Raw genomic sequence first — 15,311 nt, 5'->3', positions numbered from 1 at the left:
CCCAAACGTAATTAAAAATTACGGAAAAGTAAAAGGGATTTTGGTTAAAAATCCCTTTTACTTTTATTATATCTATGATTTTACAACTAACGGCTTAAGGTATCGGTAGTGTTTATTAAAGTATCGGCAATATTATGTCCTAAACTATCCGTTTTTTGCTCAATTCTGATTTCTTTTCGAACTTCTAGCTTGTGTTCGCCTGCAATTGCCTTAACTGCGATGTATGGAGCAATAACTAGTGAAACAATAGACATTAATTTGATTAAAATGTTCATTGAAGGGCCCGAAGTATCTTTAAAAGGGTCTCCAACAGTATCGCCAGTTACAGAAGCTTTATGTGGTTCTGATTTTTTGTAGTGCATTTCGCCATTAATCATTACACCCTGCTCAAAAGATTTTTTGGCATTATCCCAGGCGCCGCCTGCATTACTTTGGAAGATACCCATTAATACACCCGTAACCGTTACTCCGGCTAATAATCCACCCAAAACTTCAGGACCGAAAGTAAAACCGACAATAATCGGCGTAATTAAGGCGATAGCGCCTGGCATCATCATTTCGCGGATAGAGGCTTTGGTAGAAATGGCTACACATTTTTCATACTCTGGTTTGGCTTTATATTCCATAATGCCCGGAATTTCTCTAAACTGGCGGCGAACTTCCTGTACCATGTCCATAGCCGCTTTACCCACTGCCTGGATACAAAGCGCCGAAAAGATAAAAGGGATCATACCACCTACAAACAAACCGGCAAGAACCGGAGCTTTATAAATATCGATTGCTGTAATGCCCGCAATACCTACAAAAGCGGCAAATAATGCCAGAGAGGTTAATGCTGCAGATGCAATCGCAAATCCTTTACCCGTGGCAGCAGTTGTATTTCCAACCGCGTCTAAATTATCGGTACGCTCACGTACTTCTGGTGGCAACTGACTCATTTCGGCAATACCGCCTGCATTATCTGCAATTGGTCCGAAAGCATCAATCGCCAATTGCATCGCCGTAGTGGCCATCATCCCTGCTGCGGCAATTGCCACGCCATATAAACCTGCAAAATGATAAGATAACATAATCCCTCCGGCCAATACCAAAATCGGAATCACGGTCGATTTCATTCCAACCGCTAAACCTGCAATAATATTGGTAGCATGCCCTGTTGACGATTGCTGGATAATAGAATTTACAGGTCCTTTGCCCATTGCCGTAAAATACTCGGTAACAAGACTCATAATGGTACCCACTACCAAACCCACAATAATGGCATAGAATACATTTATACTCGAAAACTCATAACCACGTAGGTTAAGGGTTTCTGGTAACATCCATTTCACAATAAAAAATGAAGCAACTGCCGTAATCAGGATTGATGACCAGTTACCTAAATTTAAAGCGGTTTGTACGTTCGATTTTTCATCTTTTATGGTTACAAACCAGGTTCCGATAATCGAAAATATAATACCCAATCCGCAGATGACCATCGGCAAGAGGATAGGAGACATGCCTCCAAAATTGTCTTTTACATCAATTTCCTGTCCTAAAACCATGGTGGCCAATATGGTTGCCACATATGAGCCAAATAAATCGGCGCCCATACCGGCAACATCACCCACATTATCACCCACGTTATCGGCAATAGTTGCCGGGTTGCGTACATCATCTTCAGGAATCCCGGCTTCAACTTTACCCACTAAATCTGCACCAACATCGGCAGCTTTGGTGTAAATACCACCACCAACACGGGCGAATAAAGCAATAGATTCTGCACCTAAAGAAAAACCAGTTAAAACTTCTATAGCCGTTTTCATTTCAACGCTGTTTACAGATACAACGTTAAAATGTTTTAAAAACACAATAAATAAGCCACCCAAACCTAAAACAGCAAGGCCAGCTACACCTAAGCCCATTACGGTACCGCCGGTAAACGAAACTTTCAATGCTTGTTTTAAACTGGTTCTGGCCGCCTGTGTGGTTCTAACATTCGCCTTAGTGGCCGATTTCATTCCGATATAACCTGCAGTTGCAGAAAATACCGCTCCTATAATAAAAGAGATAGAGATAATCCAGCTCGAATGCATCGGAACACCTTTAATTTCGGTAATGGTTCCCGAGTAGGCCAGAAGCGCAGCCGTAAAAACAGCAAAAATGCTTAATACTCTCCATTCGGCTTTTAAGAAGGCCATGGCGCCATCGGCTATATAGCCGGCAAGTTCCTGCATGTTTTTATCACCTGCATCCTGCTTGTTTACCCAGGCGCTTTTAATCATCATAACTATAATCCCGACAAGGCCCAGGGCCGGGATACAGTAAATTAAATTGTTTTGTAAAAAATCCATAGTTAATAATTGGTTTTATATTTGGTTATTATGTTGTTTATTGGTGAACTGTATAAATCGGTTAATTGTTTAGTTTATCTCAAACACTAAGCGCCAAACGTCTCTCCCCAAACTACGTACTTATAGCTAGCAAGATAATAAAATATTTTTCTTGTGATTAAAATTTTCATGATCAGGGCAAATAAAAATTCGCAGCATTAAAATAATACAGGGTAAGCACGCCTAATTTCTTTTTTTTAAATAAATTAGCCACAAACTAAACTCAACTAAAAATGAAAATTGAAAAAGAAGATGGGCCTTCTAAAAGAAAATTAAGCCTTTTTGATGCGACAATGCTGGTAATGGGCTCAATGATCGGAAGCGGTATCTTTATTGTTAGTGCCGATATCATGCGGAACTTAGGTTCTGGTTATTGGTTGATTGTGGTATGGGTGATAACCGGAGTAATGACGGTTGCAGCTGCAATTTCTTATGGCGAACTTTCTTCTATGTTTCCTAAAGCAGGTGGGCAGTATACTTATCTGAAAGAGATTTTCGGTAAAATGATGGGATTTCTTTATGGCTGGGGCTTGTTTACGGTCATTCAAACCGGAACTATTGCAGCTGTAGCTGTAGCTTTTGGTAAATTTACAGCCTATCTAATCCCTGCGTTAAACGATGCAGCTCCAATTTTTCAAAGCGGCGGCTATAAAATTACCTGGATACAGATTTTGGCCATTGGTGTTATTCTGCTTTTAACTTATATCAACACAAAAGGTGTTGAAAGTGGTAAAATCTTACAGAATATTTTTACAGGATCTAAAATTGTGGCTTTAATTGGTTTAATTATTTTAGGCTTCTTCCTGGTAAAGAACAGCTTTTGGGCTGAAAATTTGGGTTTTGGATCGAGTGCTTTTAATAATCTTAAAACAGATGCAAGCGGGAATTTCCTGAAATCCGGCTGGGAATCCATTTCCGGTATGACAATAATGGGGGGGATTGCAGCAGCAATGGTCGGTTCGGTATTCTCGAGCGTGGCCTGGGAAAATGTAACTTTTGTTTCAGGAGAAATCGAAAACCCCAAAAAAAATGTAGTACGTTCTATGGTTTTGGGTACCTCAGCAGTTATGATTCTTTATTTATTGGTTAATTTTATCTATCTCAATACCCTAAACAGAGATAGCATTGCTTTTGCCCTTAACGATCGGGTTGCTGTTGCCGCTTCAGAGCAAATTTTTGGCAGTGGAATTGGTACCATTGTAATTGCCTTGCTGGTGATGATTTCTACTTTTGGTTGTGTTAATGGAATCGTGTTAGCCGGTGCAAGGGTTTTTCAAACCATGGCAAAAGATGGAATGTTTTTTAAAGCAGCACTTAAAAATAATAAAAATGGAGTTCCTGAAAAGTCGCTGTGGATGCAGGGCATTTGGGCATCTGCTTTATGTTTAAGCGGACAATATGGTAACCTGTTAGATATGATCTCCTTTGTGATTGTGCTTTTTTATATGATTACTGTTTTTGGCGTGATTTATTTAAGGATAAAACAACCTAAGCTTGAGAGGCCCTATAAAACCTGGTTATATCCAATTACACCGATTATTTACTTATTGATCGGGGCAGCATTTTGCATTTTACTCTTAATTTATAAACAACAATATACCTGGCCAGGACTTGTGATTGTTTTGCTGGGTGTGCCGGTCTACTTTTTTATCAATAAAAAAGAACAGCTGGATTAGGCAAGGTTGTCTTGCTGAATTTAATTCAACATCATAATGATAGGATAGATCCTGAAACAAGTTCAGGATGACGGTGCGAAATGAAGAATTACTCAGAAGCCTCGCAGGTTTTAAAGCTTGCGAGGTTTTTTTACGCCAAAAATTATCGCATTGCCATTGGCTTTTTTGTTTTTCTTCGTAACTACCTATTAAATCTCATATCTAAAGTCTCGTTTTACATTAGAAAATCAGTGTTCGGTGTCAATCGGTTCCGAAAGCCCCGCTGTCCGCTTTACTTCGTTGCACTCCGTGCCCGCTACCATCTGGTTTAATTTGCCTGGTTTTGAGCAAGGAACTCATTGATTTAAACCCGGCATGGCGGATACTGGCCTTGCGCCTAAGGCCTGCAGGCGCCCGCCTGAACGAACGGGCAGGTATGAGCATGTGGCGGGACTAACACTGCCATGAAACACAGGATTTGCTTTTCTAAAAAGAAATTAATGTTTTTTAAAATTAGCCATTAGGAATTGTTTCACCTAAACCCTAAACCCTAAACCCTAAACCCTAAACCCTAAACCCTAAACCCTAATTGTATAATCTCTCAAATCTAACCTCGCGTCTCGAACAAAAACCGTATTTTTGCAAATAATGGGAACACTTGTAGATTCAGGGATCAAGGGGTATAAAAATTACGGTACGCATTTGCGCGAAAAGTATAAAGGGCAACGTGTGTTTAAAGTAATTGTAGATGGTGGTTTTACCTGCCCCAATCGCGATGGCAGCAAAGGTTACGGTGGATGTACTTATTGTAATGTAGATTCTTTCACGCCTGAGCCTTCGCGTAAAAATCCAAATATTAAAGATCAGCTTGCCGAGGGCATGTTTAGGGCAAAAACTTCTTATAAAGCAGATAAGTATATTGTTTATTTTCAGCCGAACACCAATACTTATGCGCCGGTACATTATTTAAAGATGATGTACGACGAGGCTTTATCGATTAATACCGAAGATATTGTGGGTTTTGCCGTGGGTACCCGTCCTGATTGTATCGATGCCGAAAAGGTAGCTTTATTAGAAAGTTATACCGATCGCTTTGATGTAGATTTGGAAATGGGGATGGAATCTATATATGATGAAACCCTTGATCAGATTAACAGGGGCTGTAGTCATGGCGAGTTTGTGGCTGCGGTAGAATTGTTAAAAGATAGTAAGCTCGATCTGTGTGTGCATACCATTTTTGGCTTCCCCTGGGAAACCAGAGAACAAATGCATGGTTATATTCACGAAATTAACCGTTTTCCTCAGATTAAGTTCGTTAAATTCCACCACCTTCATGTAGTAGAAGGATCGATCATGGGGGCTAAATACAAAAAAGAGCCATTTAAGTTATTCTCACTTGAGGAGTATACCGATCTACTTTGCGAACTAATCCCGCTTTTACGTCCGGATATTGTTATTCAACGTCTTTTTGGGATTTCTGACTGGGATTTGTTAATTGCACCTAACTGGGGGCTTAACAAATCGGCAATTCAAACCTATATGGATAAAGAAATTGAAAAAAGAGGTATTGTTCAAGGATCTGCGTATTTTTCTTAAAAAGACAAAATTTTTAATATTTTTTACAAAAACCCATGAAATTTCATGGGTTTTTTGGTTAATAGTGAATTTTTTTAGCTAATTTTTTATAAATTTTAGGTAAAATCATATAAAATGCTATTTCTAGTATGTTTTGTTTTTATCAAAAACTCGCATTAAAACTGCTCTGATTTTTTGTTATTTTTAATTTTGAGGTTATTTTTTGGTATGTTTTATAAAAATTACTCGTTTTTATTAAAATATTTCAACTTAATAGTGTAAAAACTACATTATGTCGTATTTTTATCAAAATAAATCAAGCATATTTTAAATATTTAAACAATACAAACAAATTAAACTAAAAACTATGAGTAAATTCTCCTTTAAACAGTACGCGCCTTTTGCGATATTGATGATTGTCGCAATTTTCGCTCTATTTATTCCACTTCTTCCTAATTTTGATGAAGGCAAGTATAGTGCACCTGATATTGCATTCATATTAATCGCCGCAGCTTTAGTATTTTTAATGACTCCTGGTCTTGCATTCTTTTATGGTGGAATGGTTCATCGTAAAAATGTATTGTCTACCATGATTAAAAGTGTTGTAGCCGCAGGAGTAATTACAGTTTTATGGACAGTAGTTGGATTTAGTTTGGCCTTCGGTGATACCATTGGTGGTTTTATTGGAAACCCTTCAACATTCCTTTTCTTTAAAGGTGTAAATTCTGGAGCACCTCACCTTCAGGGAGGAGCAGACTTAACCATTCCGCTTTCTTTATTTGCGGTGTTTCAGTTAATGTTCGCCATCATTACACCAGGTTTAGTAGTTGGTGCCGTTGCAGAACGTATCCGTTTTACTTCATACATTTTATTTATTGTGTTATTCGCAATATTCGTTTATTCGCCGTTAGCACACTGGACATGGCACCCACAAGGTTTCTTGTTTAAAATGGGTGTATTAGACTTTGCAGGGGGTACAGTGGTACACATTTCTGCAGGTATGGCCGCTTTAGCCGGTGCATTGGTTTTAAAACGTAGAAAATCTCACTTAGAGCATAAAGAAGTTCCACCAGCTAATATCCCTTATGTATTAATTGGTACAGGTTTATTATGGTTCGGTTGGTTCGGTTTTAACGCAGGTTCTGCATTAGGTGCCAATAGCTTAGCTGTTTCAGCATTTTTAACAACCAATACAGCTGCAGGTGCTGCAGGTTTATCGTGGATGTTCTTTGATGTGGCAAGAGGTAAAAAACCTTCAGTTTTAGGTTTTTGTATCGGAGCGGTAGTTGGTTTAGTAGCCATTACGCCGGGTGCAGGTTTTGTAAGTATTTCAGCAAGTATATTCATTGGTGCCATTGCCGCAGTTATTTCTAACCTTGTGGTTTCATGGAAACAAAAAACCAGCCTGGATGATACTTTAGATGTTTTCCCTTGTCATGGTGTGGGTGGTATCGTTGGTATGTTGTTAACTGGTGTTTTTGCTACAAAAACCGTAAATGCTGCAGGTGCTGATGGATTGTTTTATGGTAACCCGGCTTTCTTTATTACACAATTAAAAGGTGCTGTAATCGTAATCATTTTCAGTTTCGTGGTATCATTCGTTATTTTCAAACTGGTAAATCTTATCAATCCAATCAGGGTTTCTGAAGAAGAAGAAGAACTAGGTCTTGATGCTTCTCAACACGATGAGAAATACTCACAAGGTACCTTGTTAGTAGAAGAAAGAGCGATCTATATCGAAAGAAACAGTCCGTTAACAGAACCAATTTCTTAAGGATTTTATAATATCTAAACTCAAAATAAGCTCAAACATGAAGAAACTTTTAACCGCTATTTTCGCAATGGCCAGCACTACGTGTGTCCTGGCCCAGGAAACCACGACGTCACCACTTGAAATTTCAGGATCGGTAGATACGTACTTTAAATATGATTTTGCCAAGAACCCACTAAATGCAAAAACATCATTTGTAACTGATCATAACTCAGTATCGCTGGGGATGATCGATATTGCTTTGAAGAAAAAAACTGGCAAGGCCTCATTTGTTGGAGAGCTTTCTTTTGGCCCAAGAGGACAATCGCAATCTATCCCTGATGCCGCTGCTGCTGGTTCTTCATTTAATATCCAGAATTTATATGTTAACTACGAGTTTACAGATGAATTTAGCATGACTGCTGGTTACATGGGTACCTTTATCGGATATGAGGTGATTTCTCCGGTTGGAAACTTCAACTACTCTACTTCATATTTATTTACCAATGGTCCATTCCAGAATGCCGGTATCAAAGCCACTTATAAATTCAGCGATAAAGTAAGTTTAATGGCTGGTTTATTTAACGATTGGAATGTGTACAGTGCATCTCGTGGTGTTTCAGCTATTGGTGGCCAGTTAATGGTTGCACCGGTAGAAGGCTGGACCGCTTACATCAATGCTTTATCAGGAGCTGGTTTTGGTGGATACGGAACTATTGTGGATTTAACAACTGCATATCAGGTTACTGAAAAGTTTAAATTAGGTTTAAATGCAGCTAATTACGATATTAAAGACAGTTCGGTACCAGGAAGTTATGCTGGCGCAGCTTTATATCCTCAGTACGCCATATTAGATGCGGTAACTTTAGGTTTGAGAGGCGAATACTTCAAATTTAAAGCAGCCGGTGCAGTTCCTGCTACAGCTTTTACAGCCGTAACACTTACCGCAAACATTAAATCTGGTGGTTTAACTTTTATCCCGGAGGTGAGATTAGACCATAACAGCGACAAACCTTTCTTTAAAGAAGGTGGCGCTGCAGCACCAAATGGTGGCCAGTTCTCTTTAGCAGCTGTTTACGCTTTTTAAGGAAATAAAAATGTTATTATCAGGCCGTTCCGATATGAAATCGGGACGGCTTTTTCTTATCTTTAAAGCGTTAGATTTATCTATTAACCGATTTAAAATGAAACACCTTCTTTTTATAACATTTGCTCTTCTTTCAATTCAATTATCCGCACAACAAAAACAGTTTTCGAAAGATGATAACGGTAAATTTATCTATTATAAGGTGGTAGATTCGCAATTGGTAAGCAAAGATACTTTGCTGCAAAGGGCCAAATCTTTCATTAATGTAGCTTATAAAAAATCGATGACACAGGAAAGTATTACCGATTCTTCTATTTTAGCTAAAGGAGCAATGGTAATTGATAAGACAATTTTAGTTGCCGGTCATCCGAGTGGTGAAGTGAGTTATCATTTCGTTTTTGAGGCGCGTAATGGAAAGTACAGATTCTGGTTAACCGATATGCTGTTTATCCCATACCAGAGGGATCGTTATGGAAATTTTGTAGCGACTACAAAAATTGGCGTGCCTTTAGAGCGTACACCAGGCAAACTTGGTGCAGGCGCATGGAAGGATATTTTAAACAGTGCTTATAACAAAATCGAAAAATTTGGCGATGACTTCAAGAAGTATTTAGCCACGAATAGGGTAGAGAAAGCCAAAAAGAAGGCAGAAACCATTTCAACTAAAAAATGGTAGCTGGCCTGCGTTAAAATTTCCCAAATAATTCTTGCACTTTCTGAGAGCGGAATTTAAAAATTTCGTTGATTTTATTATTCACGATGATGGCATTCGCCATTAAGCCAATAGGTCCCCAGCCGATGCTGTAATGCAAAATATCGTGCATCAATACACCGCCATCTACTTTTTCGAAATGATGCTGGTGATGCCAGAATGCAAAAGGGCCAAAGCGCTGCTCGTCGATAAAATATTCCTTGTCCTTAACGTGTGTGATCTCCGTCACCCAGTTTAATTTAATGCCAAGCAAGGGCGAAACCTTGTAGGTGATGATCAGGCCAGGGTACATTTTAGTATTGACCATATTTGGTGAAGTAACATCAAAGGTCATATCCTGTGGGGTAATTTCGGCCAGGTTCATGGGCGAAGAAAAAAAGTCCCATGCTGTATCCAGATCAACAGGTAGTTTTTGGGTAAATTCTAATCTATATGTTTTCAAGTTTTTGTTTTAAAAGCACAACAACGAAGTTGGGGTTTTGTTGAAGATAGTTTAGGTTTAACCGCAAGTTCGCAGAATGAGGGCACAGCGATCGCAAAGTTGGAGCGTAACGAGTTTCGTCATCCCGACTGAAGTGCAGCGGAATGGAGGGATCTATGAGGGATATTGATCATCAACGTGACCTATAGATTTCTCGGCGGTGCTCGAAACGACGATAATCAGCTTCGAACCTCTAACCCAAGACTTTCCGGCTAACTACCTAATGCACCATTTTATCGGCACAGGTAGAACTGGCAAATGCTTCTGGTTTAGCCTTAAAAATAAAGCCCATACTTAAAATATAACCCATGGCATCATTAAGCGCTTTATTCGATTTAAATGATGGGCTGGTGTTGATATCGGCATGTACTTCGAGCGCTACATCATAAATGTCAAGTAAATCGCAGATGGAATAAGCTGTTTCGATAGATTTTTGCACTTCCATCAACATTCTTTCTTTAATGCTTACCTGCTGTGTGCTTTTTTCCTGGTGAATGTACATAAAACCGCCATGATGTTCTCGTAACAGCACAATTACGGTTGCAAAATCCGTTACCGCACCTTTTACCTGCGAGTCGGTGCCAATACAAACTTTAAGCTTGAAACCGTTTTCGCTTTCTCTGATAATTGCTTTTTCTACTTCTTCAAGGATCGAAGATTGAATAATTTCACCACTAAATTTTTTCCACGTCATACATTGTATTTTTTGAGGTTAATTCCAAAGGAATCCCCTTTGGTACAAATGGCAATCAGGTTTTTATAAAAATAAGCGCTAAAAATTAAATATGTGTTAAGCGTAGATTGTTTATTTGCTAACAAAAAGTTAGTTATCAACAAGTTAGTGATAATTGTTTGGATGATCTTATTATTTATTGAAACAAATTATTATCCGCTCCGTTAATATTTGTACATTCATTAAAAATTCTTAATTATGAAAGCAGAATTAATTCAAGAGCTTCAGTTATTACAAAATAGCAGGGCGAATAAATTTGCAGATGAACTGGCTGACAAGATTTTATCTTCGGTTGATGCTGTTAACGAAAAAGTACTATCATCAATGTCTAAACGCGGTAACATGTTAATGTTGCTCGAGAAAAGATTAAACTTTTCTACCCTTAGGAAACTTAGGGAAAGATTTTTCAGACCGTAACTAAGGCTGTATTCCGGGCATAAAGAGAAATGATTACCTTTATGGCCGAATGATAGAAAATGCCTTAAAAAAATTAAACATCGCTGCACTTAACGAGATGCAGGAGTCTTCTGTAAAAGCAGCTAAGACTGGTAAAGATGTAATATTGATTGCGCCAACGGGTTCAGGGAAAACGTTGGCCTTTTTATTGCCATTACTTTCTAACCTAAAAGCCGGCGTAAAAGGAGTGCAGGCCCTGGTTTTGGTTCCATCAAGAGAACTTGCCCTACAGATAGAGCAGGTTTTTAAACAAATGGGTACTTCGTTTAAAGTAAACTGCTGTTATGGTGGCCACGCTGTACGCATCGAAAAAAATAATCTTGCACATCCTCCAGCAGTCTTAATCGGAACACCTGGCAGGATCGCTTATCATTTAGAGTATCAAAACTTTGACGAATCTTTTATCGAAACCTTGGTTTTAGATGAATTTGATAAAGCACTGGAATTTGGTTTTGAAAATGACATGTCATACATCATTGGTTCGCTACTTTCGTTAAAACAGCGTATACTTACTTCTGCAACCAAAATGGAAGAAATTCCGGCCTTTGTAAAGCTGAATTCGCCTGTTGAAGTCGATTTTTCAAAAAATATCGAAGCAAAACCAGATCTGAAACTCAAAAAAATAACAGCGCCTGCAGCCGATAAGCTAGATTACCTTTTCAGATTACTCAGTAAAATAGGGAGTAAAAACACGCTGGTTTTCTGTAACCACAGGGAAACGGTAGACCGGATAAGTGATTTACTTTTCGAAAATGGTTTAGGACATGATGTTTTTCACGGAGGGATGGAGCAGTTCGATCGTGAAAAGGCATTACTTAAATTTAGAAATGGCAGCCATCGGATTTTAATCACGACAGATTTGGCAGCCCGCGGTCTCGATATTCCCGAAGTAGAACATATTGTACATTATCAATTGCCTTATACCGAAGATGCCTATATTCATCGCAATGGCAGAACGGCAAGGATGCACGCAAAAGGAACGGCTTATGCCATTTTAACGACAGAAGAACATTATAAATATTTACCAGATGATATTGAAGAAGAAGTTTTATCTGAGCAATATAAATTACCAGAAGCCAGCGATTGGGTAACATTATATCTTGCACATGGCAAGAAGGATAAAATTAACAAAATTGATATTGTAGGTTTATTTTTGCAGAAAGGTACCTTAACAAAAGAAGATCTTGGACTGATTGAAGTGAAAGATACGACCAGTTATATAGCCGTTAAAAGAAACAAAGTAGAGAAACTATTGAAAACACTAAGTGGCGAAAAAATTAAAGGGAAAAAACTTAAATTAGAAGTGGCCAGTTAGGTTGGTTTATTAGTTCATTGGTCATTGGTTCATTGGTTCATTGGTTCATTGGTTCATTGGTTCATTGGTTCATTGGTTCATTGATAAAATGGGAACTAAAGTTCTAGATTTATTTTTGTTGTCATTCAATAATTTATTTATTCAACCGTTTATTTAATAACTCAGTCATTCATTAATGCTTTAATTCAATCATGCGCTAATTCTCTAAATCAATCACTCAATCATCACTTAATCAATCTCTAATTCAAACATTAAAAATGAGCAACAACGATATATTAAAAAAACTAAGAGTAGCCTTATCATTAAAAACAGAAGATATTATCACCATATGCGACCTTGTTGGATTTAAAGTAACCAAGGCAGAACTAGGCGATATTTTCAGAAATGAAGACCATGAAAATTTTAAACCTTGTGGCGATCAGATTCTACGTAATTTTTTAAATGGTCTTGTGATTTACAAAAGAGGTCCGAGGGATGAGAAAAAGCAATAATTTATGCTTTTTATTATTTTTTATACTGATCACGCTTTCTGTTAACGCTCTCGCTCAGTCTCAGTTTAAAATAAGTGGTAACGTAATCGATTCTTTGAAAAAGCCTATTGAAGGTGTAAGCATCCGATTGATTACTGATAAAGATACCCTCCGCTCAAATTCTGACGGGAAAGGGAATTTTGCATTCGCGAAAGTAAGCCGCAATAAGTTCTATCTTAGCATTTCTGCATTGGGCTACAAGCCATTTGCCTCGATCTACGAAATTGAGTCTTCGAAAAAAAACGCCGTTTTAGAACCCATTATGCTCAAAATGGAAACCATCCGTCTCGAAGATGTAGAGGTTAAAGTAAAGGTAGATCCCATTAAAATCAAAAAAGATACCATTGAATATAATGCTGCTGCCTACACCATCAGAGAAAATGATAAAGTGGAAGACCTGCTCAAACAGTTACAAGGCGTTGAGGTCGACGAAAAAGGTGCTGTTACGGCAATGGGGAAAAAAATGACCAAGCTGCGGGTAAATGGTGAAGATTTTTTTACCAGTAACGTAGAAGATTACATCAGGCAGTTACCTGCCGATATTATTGCTAAACTTCAGGTCATTGATGATTATGGAGACGAAGCTAATTTTACCGGCATAAAAGTAGGTACGCCACAGAAAATGTTAAACCTGGTTACTAAACCCGGCATGGATAAAGGTGTTTTTGGCGGCGTAAATATGAGTTCTGCTACCAATAATGCACATAACCTCGGCGGTAACGGGAGTATATGGAAAAAAACGAAGCAAATTGGTTTTGGAAGCCGTTATGGGATTACCAATAATGAGTTTACCAAAATGAACAACGGAGGTTTAAACGGTAATATCAGGGACAAAATTTCGAAGGAATTTAGCTTTAACGGTGCTTATCATTTTAGTAATGGAATTAATAAATCCATTCAGAGTAATTACCTCGAAACGTTTAATCCGCAGGGAACCATATTCGATTTGAGAGAAAGCGCCAATAATTCTAAATCGCTAAACAATAACATCAACCTGGGTTTAAATGGCGCCACAAAGAAGAATTATTTCAATATTTCGCTTAGTGGGGCTTTGGCCAATACCCGCAATGATGCGTTTTCAACTTCCAATAAAACAGGGTTTATCAAACAGGATCTTCTGTCTAATTCAGGCTCACGGAATAGCAATCCTAATGTTAATGGAAGCATCAATTGGTCTCGCCGGCTGGCTAATAATAAGCGGTCGCTATCTATGGGATTTAATTTTGGCACAAGCGAAGGAAATTCAAACAGTAGAATTAACGACATTATCAGGTACTATAACGAAACCACTAACATACTGGTTAAAGATTCGTTACTAAACAGATTGGTTGATAATAATACTTCGAACTCCAATTTTGGGGGTAATTTCCAGTTTTCCAATTCATTAAAAAAGCCAAACGACAGTACAGGATATAGTTTTATTAATTTGTCTTACCGTTTTTCGGTAAGCAGGAGCCGGAATTTGCAAACTACAACGGTAACTAATCCACTGGGGAACGATTTTGTTGTCGATTCGCTGGGGCAGGATTATGTATCTAATTTTATTAATCAGAATTTCGGTATTGGCTTTAATACCAATGCAAAGCGGATCAGTTATAATTTAGGCCTTAATTTTTCCCCCAGCATCATTATCGGTAAATACCAGAATACGGGACAGGAGCTAAAAAACTACCAGTTAAATTTTTCACCCTCTGCCAATTTAAGTTATCAGATTAAAGACAACGGGAATTTGAGTTTTGGCTACAATGGTTACACGAGTTCGCCCGACTTTAATAAACTGCAACCCGTTAGAAACAATAATGATGTACAGAACCTGATTATCGGTAATCCAGATTTGAAAGCAACATCCAGCCATACCGCCGATTTAAGCTACAATCAATTTGGCCTTAAATCGGGATTGAGTATTATGGCAGGTTTATCAGGAACTTTTGCTTTTAATAGCGTTGTGAGTAATACGGTTTTTCTGAGAGATACGCTCAACAGTTTAAAACAGCAAACGACCTATGAGAATGTAAATGGTATTTATAATGTGGGTGGAAATTATTCCTTAAATAAAAGGTTGTTAACCAATAAACTATCGCTCTCTGTCAATGGAAATATCGCCTATAGCCGTAATGTTTTTTATACAGAAAATGTATTAAACCGGAGTAGTGGAATTAACGTTTCGAACGCTTTTAGGTTTAACCTGAATGAGAAAAAATATTCTTTTAATACCAGCGTTTCGTATAGCTTTAGTTCAAATACCTATTCTGTAATGAACCAGAATATTAAGAATATCCAGGTGCTGGCTTTAAATGGCAGTGCCAGCTGGATTCCTAATAAACGTTTTAGGGTAAATGCCTCAGCCTCTAAAAGTTTAAATTTTGGATACAATCTATATTCCGGTAACCCTTTATTGGTGAACATGGGATTAAATACCTCCTTTTTGAAGGATAATAAACTCCTCTTTTCTATTCAGGCCAACGATCTGTTTAACCAGGGAGCCCTCTTTAGTACCAGTATTAGCAATAATTCCATATCTGAAAACAGGACACGCTTTATCAGCCGCTTTGTGCAGGCAACCTTAGGTTATAATCTGAGCCAGTTTGGAAACAAAAGAAACAGAACGAATGTAAATTTAAGTGGAGTTGAATTTAATTAATCGG

At 38.1% G+C, this 15,311-nt stretch carries 12 protein-coding genes; 9 read left to right on the top strand and 3 right to left on the bottom strand.

What is annotated here, in order from left to right:
• Nucleotides 1-86: 86 nt before the first annotated feature.
• Nucleotides 87-2,333 carry a sodium-translocating pyrophosphatase gene (locus AC07YT_RS11970; protein ID WP_086547426.1) on the bottom strand — a complete coding sequence of 749 codons (2,247 nt, stop codon included), beginning with the start codon at nt 2,331-2,333 and terminating at the stop codon, nt 87-89.
• A gap of 272 nt (nt 2,334-2,605) precedes the next feature.
• Here AC07YT_RS11970 and AC07YT_RS11965 point away from each other — a divergent pair, with 272 nt between their 5' ends.
• The 5 genes from AC07YT_RS11965 (at nt 2,606) to AC07YT_RS11945 (ending at nt 9,115) form a co-directional block, all read left to right on the top strand.
• Nucleotides 2,606-4,048 (top strand): APC family permease, encoded by a 1,443-nt coding sequence (locus AC07YT_RS11965; RefSeq protein ID WP_086547425.1) that lies wholly within the window; start codon nt 2,606-2,608, stop codon nt 4,046-4,048.
• A gap of 627 nt (nt 4,049-4,675) precedes the next feature.
• Entirely contained in the window at nt 4,676-5,623 is a 948-nt protein-coding gene (mnmL, locus tag AC07YT_RS11960; protein WP_086547423.1) for a tRNA modification radical SAM protein MnmL/YtqA, read from the top strand.
• A 346-nt stretch (nt 5,624-5,969) separates the two neighbouring features.
• Entirely contained in the window at nt 5,970-7,376 is a 1,407-nt protein-coding gene (locus tag AC07YT_RS11955) for an ammonium transporter (protein WP_086547422.1), read from the top strand.
• A 37-nt stretch (nt 7,377-7,413) separates the two neighbouring features.
• A complete protein-coding gene (locus AC07YT_RS11950; RefSeq protein WP_086547421.1) occupies nt 7,414-8,439 on the top strand; it encodes a porin in 1,026 nt (341 codons plus the stop codon).
• 97 nt (nt 8,440-8,536) lie between these two features.
• A complete protein-coding gene (locus tag AC07YT_RS11945; RefSeq protein WP_494945328.1) occupies nt 8,537-9,115 on the top strand; it encodes a DUF4468 domain-containing protein in 579 nt (192 codons plus the stop codon).
• A gap of 10 nt (nt 9,116-9,125) precedes the next feature.
• Here the strand turns inward: AC07YT_RS11945 and AC07YT_RS11940 are convergent, their stop codons facing one another.
• Nucleotides 9,126-9,593 (bottom strand): SRPBCC family protein, encoded by a 468-nt coding sequence (locus AC07YT_RS11940; protein ID WP_494945327.1) that lies wholly within the window; start codon nt 9,591-9,593, stop codon nt 9,126-9,128.
• Nucleotides 9,594-9,852: 259 nt separating this feature from the next.
• Complete coding sequence (locus AC07YT_RS11935) at nt 9,853-10,326, bottom strand: ribonuclease H-like YkuK family protein (RefSeq protein ID WP_086547419.1); 474 nt, start codon at nt 10,324-10,326, stop codon at nt 9,853-9,855.
• A 237-nt stretch (nt 10,327-10,563) separates the two neighbouring features.
• Between AC07YT_RS11935 and AC07YT_RS11930 the strand changes: the two genes are divergently transcribed.
• The 4 genes from AC07YT_RS11930 (at nt 10,564) to AC07YT_RS11915 (ending at nt 15,307) form a co-directional block, all read left to right on the top strand.
• Nucleotides 10,564-10,782, top strand: a complete 219-nt coding sequence (locus AC07YT_RS11930) for a hypothetical protein (RefSeq protein WP_086547418.1) — start codon at nt 10,564-10,566, stop codon at nt 10,780-10,782.
• A 49-nt stretch (nt 10,783-10,831) separates the two neighbouring features.
• On the top strand, nt 10,832-12,136 hold the full coding sequence (locus tag AC07YT_RS11925; RefSeq protein ID WP_086547417.1) for a DEAD/DEAH box helicase: 1,305 nt from the start codon (nt 10,832-10,834) through the stop codon (nt 12,134-12,136).
• 257 nt (nt 12,137-12,393) lie between these two features.
• On the top strand, nt 12,394-12,627 hold the full coding sequence (locus tag AC07YT_RS11920) for a DUF1456 family protein (RefSeq protein WP_029274124.1): 234 nt from the start codon (nt 12,394-12,396) through the stop codon (nt 12,625-12,627).
• Complete coding sequence (locus tag AC07YT_RS11915) at nt 12,611-15,307, top strand: outer membrane beta-barrel protein (RefSeq protein WP_086547416.1); 2,697 nt, start codon at nt 12,611-12,613, stop codon at nt 15,305-15,307. Before AC07YT_RS11920 ends, AC07YT_RS11915 begins: the two co-directional genes overlap by 17 nt.
• The last annotated feature ends 4 nt before the right edge of the window (nt 15,308-15,311 follow it).

Source organism: Pedobacter sp. GW460-11-11-14-TSB4 (assembly GCF_059423705.1).
The sequence above is the reverse complement of the archived record's forward strand: the minus strand, read 5'-3'. Positions and strand labels throughout refer to the sequence as shown.